Genomic DNA, 15,956 nt, shown 5'->3' with positions numbered 1-15,956 from the left:
GGGTTCGATGTCTGATTACGATGAAATTCTGATCGCCCTGCGTCGTATTACGCGGGCCATTGATATTCACTCCAAACGTCTTGTTAAGAGCTCCGGCCTGACCGCGCCGCAGCTGGTGGTCCTGCAGTCGTTGCGACAGCGCGGCGAGCTGGCGCCCAGCGCCATCGCCCGGGTGGTTTCGCTAAGCCAGGCCACCGTCACGTCCATTCTGGACCGACTTGAGGCGCAGAAATTCGTCGAGCGGCGCCGGTCCGAAAGCGACCGCCGTGTCGTGCTCGTAGGGCTGACCTCTCTAGGCCTTGAGAAGGCGCGCGCGGCCCCGGAACTGTTCCAGGCCGGCTTCTTGCGCGCCTTTCGTGAACTGCCCAGCTGGGAGCAACACATGCTGATCGCTTCGGTGCAGCGAGTCGCCGAACTGATGGACGCCAAGGATATTGACGCATCACCAATCCTCGCTGCGGGCGAGATGAAGCATCTTTATGAGTATGGTCAGCCTGAGGGCGGCGGTGAGGGCGAACAGGACGCCAGCTGATGAGAAAAGGGCGGGACCGCATCGCGATCCCGCCCTGTTTCAATCAGCTGTGAGGCGCGCCTAGTAGCCGCTCATGCGCGCCACTTCGCCGGCGTTGAAGGCGTCGTCGCCCAGGAATTCGCCAGCCGCCTGTGCGCGCTTGTAATACAGGCCGATATCGTACTCGTCGGTCATGCCGACCCCGCCGTGCATCTGGATGCCTTCGGCGGCCGCCAGACGAGACACCTGGGTCGCCTTGGCTTTCGCCGCCACGCACCAGAGCGGAGCCTGGCTGGGCTGGGTGTCCAGCGTGGTCAGCGCACGACGCACCAGTGAACGCGCCAGCTCCAGCTCACCCAGCAAATGGGCGGCGCGGTGCTGCAGCCCCTGGAAGCTCGAGATCGGCACGCCGAACTGCTCACGTTCGGAAATATAGGCGATGGTGTCATCAAACGCCTGTTCCGCCACGCCGAGGGATTCGGCCGCCTGACAGGCGCGACCGGCGTCCAGAAGGCGGCGATAGGCGGCGTCTGAATCATCCGCGCCAGACAGGAAGGCGTCGCCATCCAGCTTCACGTCATCAAAGCTGAAGTCGGCGGGCACGTGACTGTCCACAGTCCGGCGGTCTTCACGGCTAACGCCATCAGCTTTCGGATCAACCATGAAGAAGCCGAGCTGGTCATCATCCATGCGTGCGACCACGATCAGAAGATCCGCGCCCGCGCCTTCATTCACGAAGCGCTTCTTGCCCGACAGGACAAAACCGTTGCCGTCTTTCTTCGCGCGGGTCTCGATATGGTCGGGGTTGTGTCGGGCCCTCTCATCGAGCGCAATGGCGATCACGGTCTCGCCAGCGGCGATCTTGGGAAGCCATTTGGATTTCTGTGCGTCCGTGCCCGCCAGATTGAAGGCGGTGGCCGCCAGAACCGAGGTGGACAGGAAGGGCGAGGAGGCGAGGGTGCGGCCCATTTCCTCCAGCACCAGGCCCGCGGCCGCATAGCCCATATCCACGCCGCCATGGTCCTCGCTCACGAGAACGCCGGACCAGCCCATTTCCGCAAAGGAAGACCACAGCTCAGATGAGAAGCCGGTCGGACTCTTTTCGTCGCGCAAGGTGCGCAGAGCGGTGACCGGGGCGGATTCGTTGAGGAAGGCGCGCGCGGAATCGCGCAGCATCTGCTCGTCTTCGTTGAGAACAAAGCTCATCGATAAAGTCCTTGAGTTCTAAGGTGCGCCTAGGCGCCCGGCAGGTTCAGAACGCGCTTGGCGACGATATTGAGGTTGATCTCGCTGGTGCCGCCCTCGATGGAGTTGGCGCGCGAGCGCAGCCAAGAGCGGGCGACCTCGCCATCGCTTTCCTTCTCGCCTTCCCACAGCAGGCCGTCATATCCGAGTGCGGACATGTTCAGCTCGTTGCGACGCTTGTTCAGCTCGGTGCCCATGTATTTGAGCAGGGACGCTCGGGCGCCCACGCCTTCGCCATGGTCTGCCTCTTCCTTTACCCGACGCATGGTGGCGTCGAACGCCAGACCATCAATGGTCAGGCGCGCCACGTCGCCGCGCAGGATGGGATCGGACATCTTGCCGTCGGCATCGACTTCGCCGGACTGGTGCGCCGCGCTGACCGGATTGAGTCCGCCAAAGGCGGCTTCGGACACGATGCCGGCACGTTCGTGGCTCAGCAGGTATTTCGCAATCTCCCAGCCTTGACCGGCATCGCCGACGCGATCTTTGACCTTGGCTTTCGCGTCATCAAAGAAGGTCTCGCAGAACGGCGACTTGCCCGAAATCAGCTTGATCGGCTTGGTGCTGACGCCCGGCTGATCCATGTCGATGAGCAGGAAGGAGATGCCGTTGTATTTAGGCGCATCCGGCTCGGTGCGAACCAGTGCAAAGATCCAGTCGGACTTGTCGGCATAGGACGTCCAGACCTTCTGGCCGTTGACCGTGTAGTGATCGCCGTCCAGCACGCCCTTGGTGCGCAGGGAGACGAGGTCGGAGCCTGCGCCCGGTTCGGAATAGCCCTGGCACCAGCGAATTTCACCGCGTGCGATCGGCGGCAGGAATTCCAGTTTCTGTTCATGGGTGCCGTATTTCAGCAAGGCCGGGCCGAGCATCCAGATGCCGAAGCTGTCGAGCGGTGAGCGGGCATTGATTGCCTTCATTTCCTCTTTGAGGACAAAGGCTTCATCCTTGCTCAGGCCGCCGCCGCCATATTCCTTGGGCCAGGTCGGCACGGTCCAGCCGCGCTCGGCCATGCGTTCCAGCCAGATTTTCTGGTCTTCACTGGCGAAGGTCCAATTGCGTCCGCCCCAGCAGATATCGGCCTCGGACTGGATCGGCTTACGCATGCTCTGAGGACAGTTGGCCTCGAGCCAATCTTTTGTTTCCTTACGGAAATTATCAAGCGACATGATGCGCTCCTCCCTAGCGTTTTCCAGAAAGGTAAGGCGCTAAGGAGTTTCTGGCCAGCCCTGTTTTGCGCCTGCAGCACTGACGCAACGCCGCACCGGCATCTTGCCCCGGGCCGCGCGTCCGATATGTAGCTAGACAGACGCCTTGTTCGATCAGGATCCAAGATGACTGCGCACGCTCTGCCCAAGCCCTTCACCGCCGCTGACACGCATCGCGGCATGTTCTGGTGGCTGGTCGTGGTGGGGCTGTTCGTCTGCGCCATGATCATTGTCGGCGGGGCGACGCGTCTGACCGATTCAGGTCTGTCCATCACCGAATGGCGTCCCGTGACCGGGGCCATCCCGCCGCTCACAGACGCCGGCTGGGAGATCGAGCTCGAGAAGTATCGCCAGATCCCCGAATACCAGGAACAGAACCGCGGCATGTCCATGGCCGAGTTCCAGTTCATCTACTGGTGGGAGTGGGGGCACCGTCAGCTGGGACGGACGCTGGGCCTGGTCTATTTCGCGCCTTTCATGTTCTTCCTGTTCACCAAGCAGGCCCCGCAGCGCTTGCTGCCTCGGCTGTGGGTTCTGTTCGCCCTGGGTGGTCTCCAGGGCGCGATCGGCTGGTGGATGGTGTCTTCCGGGCTCGTGGACCGGCTGGACGTCAGCCAGTACCGGCTCGCCACCCATCTCAGCATGGCCTTCTTGATTTTGGGGCTGACGCTCTGGACCGCGCTCGAATTGCGCTACGGCGAGGCGCAGGCCCTGACCCGATCCCGATTGTTCAGACCCGCAGCGATCTTCTGGGGCGCTGTGCTGTTCCAGATCGCGCTTGGCGCTTTCGTCGCCGGCCTGGATGCGGGGCGCATCTTCAACACCTGGCCAGGGTTTTACGGACAGCTGGTTCCCGATGACTATCTGAGCGGCATGCCCTTCTGGCAGGCGATCTTTGAAAGCCGCCCGGCCGTCCAGTTCCAGCACCGCTGGTTCGCCTACATCCTTTTCGTGGGCGGATTGTGGCTATGCTGGCGCGTCATCAAGAGCCCGGCCATCGAGCTCAAGCGCCTGGGCGTCATTGTGGGGGCGGCGTTGGTGGTTCAGGTGGCCCTGGGGATCATCACGCTGATCCAGGTGGCGCCTCTGTCATGGTCGCTGATGCACCAGACCGGTGGCATCGTGCTGTTCCTGACCAGCGGCGCGCTGGCCTGGGTGACTGCGCGAGGCGCGGTTGTCGTGGAGCCGAAGCCGGAGACGGAAGCCTAGGCTTCGTCTCCGCTCACCACAGTGCGCGACAGGACTTCGCGAGCGACCAGCTTGATGCTGGAATCCGCAGCGTCATAGACAGCCACGATACCGCTTGAGAACGCCATGCCGCCGTAATTGGCCTCGGTGACCGCCAATGCGGTCGGCCGTTCAAAGGCGGGGGCGTTCAAGCCGTCTTCAAACTGCACATCCACAATCAGGTCCAGCGTGCGCGCATCATAGACCGAGACGAGTCCGGTCTGGGCCGAGGCGACCAGCGCCACCGGACGGCCGAGCAATTCAGTATAGGACACGTCAGCAACCGACAGGCCGGCGGCGAACGCCGTCTGGGCGCCATCCGGCGCAATCCGGGCAAGTCCCGCGGTCGGGCCGGCGACCAGAAGGTCCTCATCCGCGCCTGAACATGAACGTGCCGGGAAGGGCAGGGCGCGCACATCGCGCTGTTCCAGCGTCAGGCCAGAGCCGCCTGCATCGCGCACCCGGACGATCCGGGCTTCTGACTCTTCACTCAAGAGAGCCAGCTCGACATAGCCGATGCCCTGATCATAGAGGCAAACACCGGCGGAGGCGGGCAGGGCGGTTTCGCTTTCAAGCGGCAGCTCGATGACTTCTTCGGTCTCGCTCACCACAACGAAGCCGCGCAGCTGGCCCGTGTCATCCACGCCGAAGAGCAGGGGAAAGGTTTCACCGCGCAGAGCGAAATTTGATACGCCCGCAAGGCCGCGCAGTTCCGGGCCTGCCGCGCTGATGATCGTCTGACCGTCAATGTTGAAGATATCAAAGCCGCCGCCTGTCAACGAGGCGGCCAGCAAGCCTGTCCAGGGCGCTTCTTCATCCGGCAGGAAAATAAGGGATTCAGACCGGCTCGCTGTCTGGAAGGCGCCGGTGACCATGGCGTTTCGGGTTTCAACCGTCACATCATTATCTTCGCCTTCAGGCGCAGGCGCTTCACATCCGGCCATCCAGAGCAGGCCGCCGGAAAGCGCAGCGGAAAGAAGAAGACGGGTACGGCGTGCGGTCATGGTCAGCCTCGGCTCAGAACAGGGCGAAAACGCGTGTCAGCGCACATTATATGTAATCCGCCATGGCGTCACACAACGGGTGCAGCCTAGCGATTTCAACATGCTCCAGCGCATGCGGTAACTTGATACCGTATTTCTAACCCACTGAAAAACAGCTAATTTCACTACAGGTGTTGACGTGACTGTCTGGCGCGCGTAGAAGCCGCCCACCTTCGCGGCAGGGATGGGCCCTGACGCGTCAAAACGGACACCAAGGCAGAGCGATGAAGACCTTTACCGCCAAGCCCGCGGACGTCGAGAAAAAGTGGGTCGTGATTGACGCCGAAGGGGCCATTGTTGGCCGCCTGGCTGCGTACATCGCCACGCGTCTCCGCGGCAAGCACCGCCCTGATTACACCCCGCACGTCGACACGGGCGACCACGTCGTGGTCATCAACGCCGACAAGGTGGTGTTCACGGGCCGCAAGTACCAGGACAAGCGCTACTATCGTCACACCGGTCACCCGGGCGGCATCAAGGAAACCTCTCCGCGCAAAGTGCTGGAAGGCCGTTTCCCCGAGCGCGTGGTCGAGATGGCCGTCAAGCGCATGCTTCCGAAAGAAAGCCCGCTCGCACGTTCGCAGTTCTCCAAACTGCGCGTGTATGCTGGCGCGGAGCATCCGCATGAAGCGCAGAACCCTGAAGTCGTCGACTTCAAGTCCATGAACACCAAGAACGCGCGGGGCTAATGAACATGGCTGATGAAGCTCGTTCCCTGGAAGACCTGAAGTCCGCACTGCAGGACGCAGGCTCTGAAATCGTTCCGGAAGCTCCGGAAGAACAAGTTCTGGCTGAGCCGAAACTCGACGAGTTTGGCCGCGCCTATGCGACTGGTCGTCGTAAGGACGCCACCGCACGCGTCTGGATCAAGCCGGGCTCCGGCAAGATCATCGTCAATGGTCGCGACCAGGAAGTGTATTTCGCTCGTCCGGTTCTGCGCATGATGATCGCCCAGCCGTTTGAAGCCACCGAGCGTGTTGATGCGTTTGACGTGTACTGCACCGTCAAGGGCGGCGGTTTGTCCGGCCAGGCCGGCGCGGTCCGTCACGGCATCTCCCGTGCGCTGACCTATTTCGAGCCGTCCCTGCGTGGCGTGCTCAAGGCTGGCGGCTTCCTCACCCGCGACTCTCGTGTGGTCGAGCGTAAGAAATACGGCCGCAAGAAAGCCCGTCGTAGCTTCCAGTTCTCGAAGCGTTAAGACGATCTTTCCGATCCGATTACGTCAAAGGGCGGCTCAGTCGAGCCGCCCTTTTTCGTTGGCGCCGCGCTTTCAAGATGGGTGCGCCCATGCTCTGATCTCCCAAAACACATAAGGGAGGAGATGATCATGATTGAGGTGACGCCCAGCGGCGGGCCCTGTGGCGCAGAGGTGCGCGGCGTGGACCTGTCCAAACCGCTATCGGACAGAGAGATTGCCGAGATCAATGCGGCCTGGCTGGACCATCACGTGCTCGCCTTTCCCCATCAGAAACTGGACGACGACCAGCTGGAAGCTTTCTCCCAACAGTTCGGCCAGTTCGGTGAGGATCCGTATTTCAATCCCATTCCCGGTCGAACACATATTGCGGCCGTGAAGCGCGAAGCATCAGACACCAACCCGATCTTTGCTGAGCACTGGCATTCGGACTGGAGCTTTCTGGAGCATCCCCCCAAGGGCACGGTGCTTTACGGTCTCGATATTCCCCCCATCGGCGGTGACACCCTGTTTTCGAACCAGCATCTGGCGTTCGAGGCCATGCCCGATGAGATGCGCGCCCGGTTTGCAGATCTTCAGGCGATCCATTCCCCGGTGATGGGCTATTCGCTCAAGGGCGCTTACGGCGATGTCAGCAAGAACGGCGCGATGGATATCCGCCCATCCGCCGAGGCTGAACATGTGCGCTTCACGCACCCGCTCGCGCCTGCGCACCCCGAGACCGGCCGACGCGGATTTCTGAGCGGGATCGGGTATTGGATCGGGTTTGAGGGCGTGGAGGACCAGGAGGCGATCAAACTGATCCTGGAGCTCAACGAATGGCAATCGAGGCCTGAGTTTGTCTTCGCCCAGAAATGGCAAAAGGACATGCTGGTGATGTGGGACAATCGCAGCGTCGTTCACAAGGCGACCGGCGGCTATGAAGGTCATCGCCGCGAGCTGCATCGCATCACGCTCTACTGAGGCTCAGAGACTGACGGGCGACGCCATGACGGCGTCACCCGATTTGAAAGCTCAGAAAGAGCTGCGTCCTGCCGTTCAAACGTCTGTCAGGGACCGGGTCTCCCACGGTCCCTTGACGGCGAAGGTGCGGCCCGGGCCGTTCTGCACATTGAAGAACAGGGTTGAACCGTCCGGCGAGAAACAGGGACCTGTGATTTCGCTGTACTCACCCTCGTCATCCGACGCGGCGTTGCGGCCGATCGTATAGACGCGGCCATCGGGGGTGACGCCGCGGATGAATTGCTCGTTATCGCCATCCTCAACCACCACAAGATCGCCCCAGGGCGCCACCGTGATGTTGTCGCACTTTTCCAGCACGCGTTCGTCCGTCGTCTGGACGAGCAAGGTCAGCTCGCCCGGCTGAGCGGTTTCACCGTCCTGACCCTCAAGCGGTGAGGGGCGATAACGCCAGATCTGGCCAATATGCTCAGGTCCCCCATCGGTGCAGCAGAAGAAGACTTCATTGTCACCGAACCACATGCCTTCACCGCGGGTGAAGTTTGCAGCTCCGGCGTCCACCATACGGCTGGCGAGGTCATTGTTGGGGTTGTGAGCATCCACGACGTCGATCCACTCCACCGCCAGGGTTTCACCCACCCCGACAGTCTGTGCGTGGGCATCCCAGTTATGCGTATTCAGGCCCGGTTGCCCGATGACCTTCAGCGCCTGTAGGCGTCCACCTGCACGCAGCTCGCCTGGCGCATTGGGAATGAAGCGGGTGAAGAGGGAGGGGCGGTCATCTTCGGTCTGGTAGACAATCGAAGTGCGCGGATCCGTGGCGCAGGCCTCGCGATTGAAACGGCCCATGGCGGTCAGAGGCTCGGCGCGGACGAGTTCGGTCGCCTGCGACGGCACTTCAAACGCATAGCCATGATCGTGAGCGCCATAGCCGGGACCGGCCTGGGTGAGGCTTTCTTCACAGGTGATCCAGCTGCCCCAGGGCGTGGGTCCGCCCGCGCAATTACGCTCGGTGCCGCCCAGAGAGAGGAATTGGCGCACGACACGACGCGTAGCGAGGTCCACATGGATCGTCGTCGTACCGCCCAGATGGGTCACCCCGCCATCTGCATGGTCATAGAGCTTGCCTGCATCGATTGCCGACAACCTTTCCGCATCCGGGCCAAAAGCAGACGCTTCGGTTTCGTCCGGCGACATTTCATGGTTGCGCACCAGGATTACCTGCCCGTCCTCCAGACCGGGAAAGCAGGCCATGCCGTCATGATCGCCCGGTACTATCAGCCCGTCATCCATGGGCGCGCCGGTTTCTGACAGGGTGACATAATCAAAGCCGGCAGGCAGGTCGAACAGCGCGTCCGGATCGGCTTCAAGCGGGCCATAGCCCTCAACCTGATTGATATAGCCGGCGTTCCGAGCTTGTGCGCGCGCGCTCAGAAGCGGCAATGCGCTGAAAGCGGCGCTGATGGCGGCGGCGTTGCTCAGAAAGCTGCGACGGGAGAGTGTCATGGGATATCCGAACGCTTGTTATGAAGTAACATCTACAGCATCCTAGGCCAGAATTATGACATTGGCTTATCACTCGGTCGCGCTTTCAACGCCTCGGCCAGAACATCAAAGACAAGGCGAATGCGTGGGTTGGTCTGCAGCTCGCGATGGGTGACCAACCAGACCGGGAAATCGATGCGTATCTGCGAGGGGAGAACCGGTTCCAGCCCGTCACAGAACGCTCCATCGGGCAAGATGCATATGCCCAAGCCCTGATGGACGAGTGCGACCAGTACTTCGCCATAGCCGCTGATGACGCGAATCTGGTCCGGTGTCACCGCCAACCCCACCTCGCGATAGAAGGCCAGCGCCTGATCGATAGCCTCAAAGCCGAGAAAATCATGGGACTGAATATCTTCAGGCCCAGACGGCGCGCTCTTGCGCGCCACATAGGTGGGCGAGGCGTACAGTCCGGCCGTATGCTCACCGATCAATTTGCCAATCAGCTCATCTTCTGAAGGTCGCACATGGCGGATCGCGATATCCGCCTCTCGCCGCCGCAAGTCCTGCAAGGAGTTGGATGCAATCACTTCCAGGGTGAGCTCGGGCGCGCGGGTCCGCAGTTCCTCGATTATCGGCGGCAGATAGCTCATGGCGAACAGGCTGGTCGCAGTGATGGTCACCTGGCCCTTCATGGACGTTGAACGCCCTTCCGCGGCCAGTGACAGGTCCAGAGCACCATCGAGCATGGCTTTCGCGGGGGCGAGCAGGGCCTCACCCGCCTCGGTCAGCGCCATGGTGCGCGTGCCGCGCTCGAACAACGTTACGCCCAGCTGTGTTTCCAGCGCGCTGACCTGTCTTGAGAGAGTGGGCTGGGTTTGCCCGAGAGCACGAGACGCGGCTGAAAACGAGCCCTCTTGCGCGGTGACGAGGAAGGCGCGGACCTGATTCCAGTCGAGATCGCGTGCAGACAGTTTCATGCATTTCCGTATAGCAGATGCGCTTATTTCAACAATATTCAAAGAGCGGGGCAGGGGGTATCGATCAGGGACAAGCAATAAAACAAGACGGTCAGGACCTTACATGTCGCAGGACAAAGCCTTCTGGGATCGCATCGCACGCAAATACGCGCAGGATCCGATCGCCGATCAGGCAAGCTATGAGCACAAGCTAGAAAAGACCCGGACCTGTTTCACACCGGACAGCCGGGTGCTGGAATACGGATGCGGGACCGGTGCGACGGCGGTCTTGCACGCCCCTTACGTGAAGGAACTGGTGGCGACGGATCTGTCTGACGAGATGATCAAGATCGCCCGCGAGCGCGCCGCGGAAGCGGGCGTTGACAATATCCGCTTCGCCGCCTGCGATGTGGCGGACCTGAATGAACCCAATGGCAGCTTTGATGTCGTGCTGGGTCTGAACGTGTTGCATCTCGTACCGGACCGTCAGAGCACGATTCAGCAGTCCCATGATCTGCTCAAACCGGGCGGCGCGTTTGTCACCAGCACGGCCTGTCTGGGCGATGGCATGGCGTTTCTCGGTCTGATCAAGCCGGTCATGCGTCTGTTCCGGGGTTGGCCGGATTTTCAGATTTTCAAGGAGACGCGCCTCACCGAGGAGCTGCGCGCCAGCGGTTTTATAATCGAATACCGGTTCAAACCGTCCAAATCGCCGACGGTCTTCCTGATTGCGCGCAAGGCGTCTGACTAGCTGCGGACCTTGACGTATTCGCCGGGCGCCGGGCAGAGCGGTTCACGGACGCCGCCGCCCGGTTGACGCGCGGGCACGGTTTCATCGCTCAGGCTCATCAGCCAGTCGCGCCAGTGCGGCCACCAGGAGCCGGGGTTTTCCGTCGCCCCCTCCATCCAGTCATTCCGGGTTTCGGGCAGGGCGTCATTGGTCCAGTGCTGGTACTTGTTGGCGTCGGGATGGTTGACGACGCCGGCGATATGGCCCGATCCCGCCATCATGTATTCCACAGGGCCACCGAACAGTCGGGCGGAGCGATAGACGCTGTCGGCGGGCGCGATGTGGTCCTTCTGGCTGGCCTGCATGAAGATGGGAATGGTCACATCCTTCATGTCCAGCACATGCCCGCCCAGCTCCATCTTGCCCTCCGACAACAGGTTCTGGCGGTAGAACGCGTTCAGATAGAACAGGTGGAGCGTCTTGGGCATCCGGGTCTGGTCGGCGTTCCAGTACAACAGATCGAACGCCTGGGGCTCCTTGCCCAGAAGGTAGTTCTTGATAACGAAGGACCAGACCAGATCGTTTGAACGCAGCATGTTGAAGGTGTCGGACATGGTTCGCCCGTCCAGCACGCCGCCCTGGGAATCCATCAGCCGGGAAATCTCGCCGATCCATTCCTCATCGACGAACACGAGGAGATCGCCCGCCAGCTTGAAGTCATGCTGGGCGGCGAAGAAGGTGGCGGACGCGATGCGGTCATCGTCTTCGGCCGCCATCAGGGCGAGAGCGGAGCCCAGCATGGTCCCGCCAATGCAGTAACCGACCGTGTCGACCTGATGCTCGCCGGTGACCTCTTCAACCACATCAAGGGCCTCATACAGACCCTCCCGGATATAATCCTCGAACGTCGCATCCTTCAGAGAAGCGTCGGGATTGACCCAGGAAATCAGGAAGACCGTGAAGCCCTGCTCGGTCAGCCAGCGGATCATCGAGCCCTGAGGGCGCAGGTCGAGAATGTAGAACTTGTTGATCCAGGGCGGGGCGATCAGCAGCGGACGTTTGCGCACCTGCTCGGTGGCCGGCGCGTACTGGATCAGCTCCATGACACGGTTGCGGTAAATGACCTCGCCGGGCGTGGTGGCGATGTCCTTGCCCACTTCAAAGCCGGACATGTCGGTCTGGCTCAGGGCAAGACGGCCATCTCCGCGCTCGAGATCCTCCACCAGGCGCATCAGGCCGCGAGAGAGGTTTTCACCCCGAGTCTTGAAGGTTTCCTCGAGCACATCGGGATTGGTCAAAGCAAAATTGGTGGGCGCGAGGGCGTCCACCATCTGCTGGGTCAGGAAGTGGACCTTGTGCTTGGTCGCCTCATCAACGCCTTTGATGCCGTCCACGAGCCCCATCAGGAAACGCTGATTGAGCAGATAGGACTGCTTCATGGCGTCAAAGAGCGGATGCTCGGTCCAGGCGTCTGACTTCCAGCGTTTGTCGGACGGATCGGGCTCGATGACGGGCTTGGGCTTTTCCCCGCTCATCATCCGGCGTGTGGCGTTCGCCCACAGGTCGAGATAGCCCGAATACAGATCCGCCTGGGCCTGCATGATCGCTTCGGGATCAGACAGGATGTGTTCCCAGGCCTGGAGCATTTCCGGATTGGCGTGAAGCGGATCAATCTGCGGCGCCATGGACGGATCGCCCTCGAGCGAACGCTTCATGGCGTCGTTCATCAGCTTTTGCCCCTTGATCGAGGCCTGGAGCACGCGACGCGACATCTCCTCGAGATGCTGCAGGTTTTCATCAGACAGGCCGCCCATGGGAAAATCATAGGGCGACTCAGGTCCTGATGCGGCCTGGGTTTGCGGATCCGCCTTGGCGGCGGTCTCCATCTTGTCTGCTGTTTCCCGGCTGGAGGGCTTGCGACCGCTCGCTTTCGAAGCTGTGGTTTTGGGCGCGGTTTTCCGCTTGGCGGCCTTGGGAGTCGCGGTCTTTTTCGGCGTCCTAGATGAACCGCTCGAAGACGAAGAAGAGGATTTGCGTGTCGTCATTCGCCCGGACTCCTTACAGTGGGTGACAGCCACGGGACAAAGCGTATAGAAAGCCTCGACCGCGTCCAACGGTCAGAAGGTCGCTGGAAGGCCAAGATGCTGCAAAAAACATTTCTGTTCGTGACGCCGCTGCTGTTGGCGGGCTGCATGATGGCTCCGGCCAGCCAGGAATCGCGCTGGACAGATGACGCCTTGGCGGCTCAGCCGCCACAGGAGGCGCCCGTCTATGTGCAGACCCTGCGTCTGCCCCAGCAAGAGCGCGAGACGCTTCGTCAGCAGGAAGCTCAGGTGGTTGCGACCGGACGCGAAGTACTGGATGAGGGCGACGCCTTGCGCGGCCCCGATCCCAATTCCGAACAATACGCTGCTGAACAGCGCGAACGTGCGCAACGGCCTCAATAACGCTCTGATTGTATCCTGACTGCCTGAAGGAAGACGCTCCATGTCCGACGGTTTCGCCCTCGATCGCCTTGTCACTGACGCGCTGAATGCTGCTGAAAAGGCGGCCATCGCCGCTTCCGCCCTTGTCGGGCGAGGCGACAAGATTGCTGCTGACCAGGCCGCCGTTGACGCCATGCGCACCGGGCTGAACGCCACCCCCATGAAGGGCCGCATCGTGATCGGTGAAGGCGAGCGCGATGAAGCGCCGATGCTGTATATCGGCGAAGAAGTCGGCACGGGCGAGGGGCCGGAGATCGATATCGCGCTGGACCCGCTTGAAGGCACCAGCCTGACCGCAAAGGGCATGGCGAACGCGCTGGCCGTTCTGTCGCTGGCGCCGCGCGGCGGCCTGTTGCACGCGCCGGACACTTATATGGACAAGATCGCTATCGGCGCAGGCTATCCTGAAGGCGTGATCGATCTGGACGCCAGCCCGGCGGACAACATCAAGGCGATGGCCAAGGCCAAGGGCGTTGATCCGTCCGACATGACGGCCTGCGTGCTCGACCGCGAACGCCATGAAGACATCATCGAGTCCATCCGCTCCACGGGCGCGCGTGTGAACTTCATCACCGATGGCGACGTGGCGGGCTGCATCAATGCGGCGGATCCCGATGGCGAAGCCGACATCTATATCGGCCGTGGCGGCGCGCCTGAAGGCGTCCTCAGCGCTTCGGCCCTGCGTTGTCTGGGCGGTCAGATGCAGGGGCGTCTGCATTTCCGCACGGATGACGAGCGCGAACGCGCCAAGCGGGTCGGCATCGCCGATCTTGATCGCAAATACACCCTGACCGAGCTGGCCTCTCAGGACTGCCTCTTCATCGCTACGGGCGTGACGAATGGCGACATGGTGTCCGGCGTCACCTTCGGTCCGGGCTATGTCGAGACCCAGTCACTGGTCTTCTCTTCCGCATCAGGGCTGCGCCGCGTCATCACCACCCGGCGTCCGCATCAGTCTTGAGTGCGGCGGACGAGCCGCTTTTCGGCGTTCGCCAGTCACTCGGCGGACGTCAATGGCGGCTGAAATCTGCGGACGATGCTGCGGTTCAGGCGATTTGCCGGGCGACGGGTACATCTGACGCCCTGGCCCGTCTCATGGCGGCGCGCGGCCTGACCGCGGATGCCGCGCCCGCCTTCCTGGCCCCGAAACTGCGCGACAGTTTTCCCGATCCATCCACACTGAAGGGGATGGATGAAGCTGCGCGTCGCATCTGGGATGCGGTTGAAGCGGGTGACCGTATCGCGCTCTTCGCCGATTACGATGTGGACGGGGCCACATCCGCCGCCCAGCTGGGCGGCTGGCTGCGTGCGCTTGGCGCAGACCCCATCATCTACGTGCCTGACCGGATCGAGGAGGGCTATGGCCCGAACGCTCCTGCGCTGAAACATCTCAAGGATCAGGGCGCACGCCTGGTCATCACACTCGATTGCGGCGCGGCCTCCGTCGGACCGCTGACCGCGGCGCACGAGATGGGCCTGCCAGTGGTGGTGATTGATCACCACCTGATGGATGGCGAGATCCCGCCCGCCGATGCGTTGGTCAACCCCAATCAGCCCGGCGATGAATCCGGCTGCGGACATCTGGCGGCGGCCGGCGTGACCTTTGTGCTGCTGGCGGCGTTGAACCGGGAAGGGCGCAAACGCAGCGCCTTCAAGGATCGTGCGGAACCGAATGTACTCGATTTCGCCGACCTCGCCGCCCTCGGCACGATTTGCGACGTGGTCTCCCTGACCGGGGTCAATCGCGCCATTGTCGCCCAGGGGCTCAAGGTGATGAGCCACTGGTCACGGCCCGGCATGGCGGCGCTGGCCGCTGCGGCGGGGGTGCAAGGACCAGCTTCGCCTTACCATGCCGGGTTCCTGCTGGGACCGCGCATCAATGCCGGCGGCCGGGTGGGCCAATCGGACCTGGGCGCCCGCCTGATGATGACGCAGGACCCGGCCGAGGCGGCGCATATCGCCCAAACGCTTGATGCCCTGAACGCTGAACGCCGCGCCATTGAGACCGATGTCCTTGATCAGGCGCAGGCGCAGATCGCCGCTCAGGAACTGACGGAAGACACACCTATACTCGTCGCTTCGGGCGAGCACTGGCACCCTGGGGTGATCGGCATTGTCGCGGGACGAATCAAGGAGCGGTTCAACCGGCCTACAATCGTCATCGGCACTGATCCCGAAACCGGGCTGGGCAAGGGCTCGGGCCGCTCGTGCCCGGGCGTCAATCTGGGCGGCGCAGTGGCTGCGGCCCGGGAAGAGGGGCTTCTGGTCGCCGGCGGCGGCCATGCCATGGCGTGCGGCCTGACGATCGAGTCCAATCGCATATCCGAGCTCATCGATTATCTGAGCTCAAGACTTCGGGATGATTGGCGGGACGCGGAAGAGGCGCGCACCTATCAGGTGGACGCCGTGGTCAGTCCGTCCGCGGTGTCGTTTGAATTCTGTGAAGCGCTGTCCGCGGCTGAACCCTATGGCATGGGCAATCCTGAGCCGCGATTCGCATTTTCTTCCCTCAGGCGGACCTACGCCCAACGGGTGGGAACCGATCATGTGCGTTTCACTTTTGAGTCCCCAGGCGGCGGCCGGTTGACGGGGATCAGCTTTCGAAGCGCGGACCAGCCCCTGGGGCAGGCGCTGTTGAACGGGCCAGACGGGCTCTGGCATGTGGCGGGCAAGCTGCGCGCCGAAGACAACCGCTATGGCCGCAAGGCGGAGCTTCACCTGGAAGACCTGGCCAAGGCGGACTGAGTTTGATGCAGTGCATGCTGCAAAACCTTTGCAGACCCGCTTGCATCGCTCCGCCTGTCCAGATATATCACCGCCTCCACACCGATGCGGGCCCTTCGTCTATCGGTTAGGACGCCAGGTTTTCAACCTGGAAAGAGGGGTTCGATTCCCCTAGGGCCTGCC

General features: G+C 62.0%; 15 protein-coding genes and 1 tRNA gene. 10 read left to right on the top strand and 6 right to left on the bottom strand.

From position 1 onward, the window contains the following. Nucleotides 1-7: 7 nt before the first annotated feature. The gene (locus tag RBA95_RS04485) at nt 8-532 is read left to right on the top strand and encodes a MarR family winged helix-turn-helix transcriptional regulator (protein WP_306015616.1); all 525 of its coding nucleotides are present in this window, start codon (nt 8-10) and stop codon (nt 530-532) included. 60 nt (nt 533-592) lie between these two features. Here RBA95_RS04485 and RBA95_RS04480 read toward each other — a convergent pair whose 3' ends face one another. Both RBA95_RS04480 and RBA95_RS04475 read right to left on the bottom strand, forming a co-directional pair. Beyond that, nucleotides 593-1,717 carry an acyl-CoA dehydrogenase family protein gene (locus RBA95_RS04480; protein WP_306015615.1) on the bottom strand — a complete coding sequence of 375 codons (1,125 nt, stop codon included), beginning with the start codon at nt 1,715-1,717 and terminating at the stop codon, nt 593-595. A 29-nt stretch (nt 1,718-1,746) separates the two neighbouring features. Then, nucleotides 1,747-2,928, bottom strand: coding sequence for an acyl-CoA dehydrogenase family protein (locus tag RBA95_RS04475; protein ID WP_371933589.1), 1,182 nt, complete (start codon nt 2,926-2,928; stop codon nt 1,747-1,749). A gap of 162 nt (nt 2,929-3,090) precedes the next feature. Between RBA95_RS04475 and RBA95_RS04470 the strand changes: the two genes are divergently transcribed. Continuing rightward, complete coding sequence (locus RBA95_RS04470) at nt 3,091-4,173, top strand: COX15/CtaA family protein (protein ID WP_306015613.1); 1,083 nt, start codon at nt 3,091-3,093, stop codon at nt 4,171-4,173. On the opposite strand, the gene RBA95_RS04465 is transcribed toward RBA95_RS04470, so the two are convergent. Then, entirely contained in the window at nt 4,170-5,195 is a 1,026-nt protein-coding gene (locus RBA95_RS04465; RefSeq protein WP_306015612.1) for a hypothetical protein, read from the bottom strand. The genes RBA95_RS04470 and RBA95_RS04465 overlap by 4 nt on opposite strands. Before the next feature lie 263 nt (nt 5,196-5,458). Between RBA95_RS04465 and rplM the strand changes: the two genes are divergently transcribed. The 3 genes from rplM (at nt 5,459) to RBA95_RS04450 (ending at nt 7,392) form a co-directional block, all read left to right on the top strand. Beyond that, nucleotides 5,459-5,923: a 50S ribosomal protein L13 gene (gene rplM / locus RBA95_RS04460; protein WP_306015611.1), complete on the top strand. Its 465-nt coding sequence runs from the start codon at nt 5,459-5,461 to the stop codon at nt 5,921-5,923. Between the two features lie 5 nt (nt 5,924-5,928). Beyond that, a complete protein-coding gene (gene rpsI, locus RBA95_RS04455) occupies nt 5,929-6,432 on the top strand; it encodes a 30S ribosomal protein S9 (RefSeq protein WP_371933586.1) in 504 nt (167 codons plus the stop codon). 129 nt (nt 6,433-6,561) lie between these two features. Continuing rightward, nucleotides 6,562-7,392: a TauD/TfdA family dioxygenase gene (locus tag RBA95_RS04450; RefSeq protein ID WP_306015610.1), complete on the top strand. Its 831-nt coding sequence runs from the start codon at nt 6,562-6,564 to the stop codon at nt 7,390-7,392. 75 nt (nt 7,393-7,467) lie between these two features. Here RBA95_RS04450 and RBA95_RS04445 read toward each other — a convergent pair whose 3' ends face one another. Together RBA95_RS04445 and RBA95_RS04440 are read right to left on the bottom strand one after the other, a co-directional pair. Then, nucleotides 7,468-8,895 (bottom strand): alkaline phosphatase PhoX, encoded by a 1,428-nt coding sequence (locus tag RBA95_RS04445; RefSeq protein ID WP_306015609.1) that lies wholly within the window; start codon nt 8,893-8,895, stop codon nt 7,468-7,470. A gap of 53 nt (nt 8,896-8,948) precedes the next feature. Next, the gene (locus tag RBA95_RS04440) at nt 8,949-9,854 is read right to left on the bottom strand and encodes a LysR family transcriptional regulator (protein WP_306015608.1); all 906 of its coding nucleotides are present in this window, start codon (nt 9,852-9,854) and stop codon (nt 8,949-8,951) included. A 103-nt stretch (nt 9,855-9,957) separates the two neighbouring features. On the opposite strand from RBA95_RS04440, the gene RBA95_RS04435 reads away from it, so the two are divergent. Next, nucleotides 9,958-10,584, top strand: coding sequence for a class I SAM-dependent methyltransferase (locus RBA95_RS04435; RefSeq protein ID WP_306015607.1), 627 nt, complete (start codon nt 9,958-9,960; stop codon nt 10,582-10,584). Here RBA95_RS04435 and phaC read toward each other — a convergent pair. Next, nucleotides 10,581-12,608: a class I poly(R)-hydroxyalkanoic acid synthase gene (gene phaC / locus RBA95_RS04430; protein WP_371933585.1), complete on the bottom strand. Its 2,028-nt coding sequence runs from the start codon at nt 12,606-12,608 to the stop codon at nt 10,581-10,583. The two genes, RBA95_RS04435 and phaC, sit on opposite strands and share 4 nt — an antisense overlap. A gap of 96 nt (nt 12,609-12,704) precedes the next feature. On the opposite strand from phaC, the gene RBA95_RS04425 reads away from it, so the two are divergent. The 4 genes from RBA95_RS04425 (at nt 12,705) to RBA95_RS04410 (ending at nt 15,954) form a co-directional block, all read left to right on the top strand. Continuing rightward, nucleotides 12,705-13,010 (top strand): hypothetical protein, encoded by a 306-nt coding sequence (locus RBA95_RS04425; protein WP_306015605.1) that lies wholly within the window; start codon nt 12,705-12,707, stop codon nt 13,008-13,010. 40 nt (nt 13,011-13,050) lie between these two features. Continuing rightward, nucleotides 13,051-14,010: a class II fructose-bisphosphatase gene (gene glpX, locus RBA95_RS04420; protein ID WP_306015604.1), complete on the top strand. Its 960-nt coding sequence runs from the start codon at nt 13,051-13,053 to the stop codon at nt 14,008-14,010. Continuing rightward, nucleotides 14,007-15,794 carry a single-stranded-DNA-specific exonuclease RecJ gene (recJ, locus tag RBA95_RS04415; protein WP_306015603.1) on the top strand — a complete coding sequence of 596 codons (1,788 nt, stop codon included), beginning with the start codon at nt 14,007-14,009 and terminating at the stop codon, nt 15,792-15,794. The genes glpX and recJ overlap by 4 nt, the downstream gene beginning before the upstream one ends. Before the next feature lie 88 nt (nt 15,795-15,882). Continuing rightward, nucleotides 15,883-15,954, top strand: a tRNA-Glu gene (locus RBA95_RS04410). The last annotated feature ends 2 nt before the right edge of the window (nt 15,955-15,956 follow it).

The sequence above is a fragment of the Oceanicaulis sp. MMSF_3324 genome (genome assembly GCF_030733545.1).
Lineage (GTDB): Bacteria > Pseudomonadota > Alphaproteobacteria > Caulobacterales > Maricaulaceae > Oceanicaulis.
This window is presented reverse-complemented; position numbering and strand designations above follow the sequence as displayed.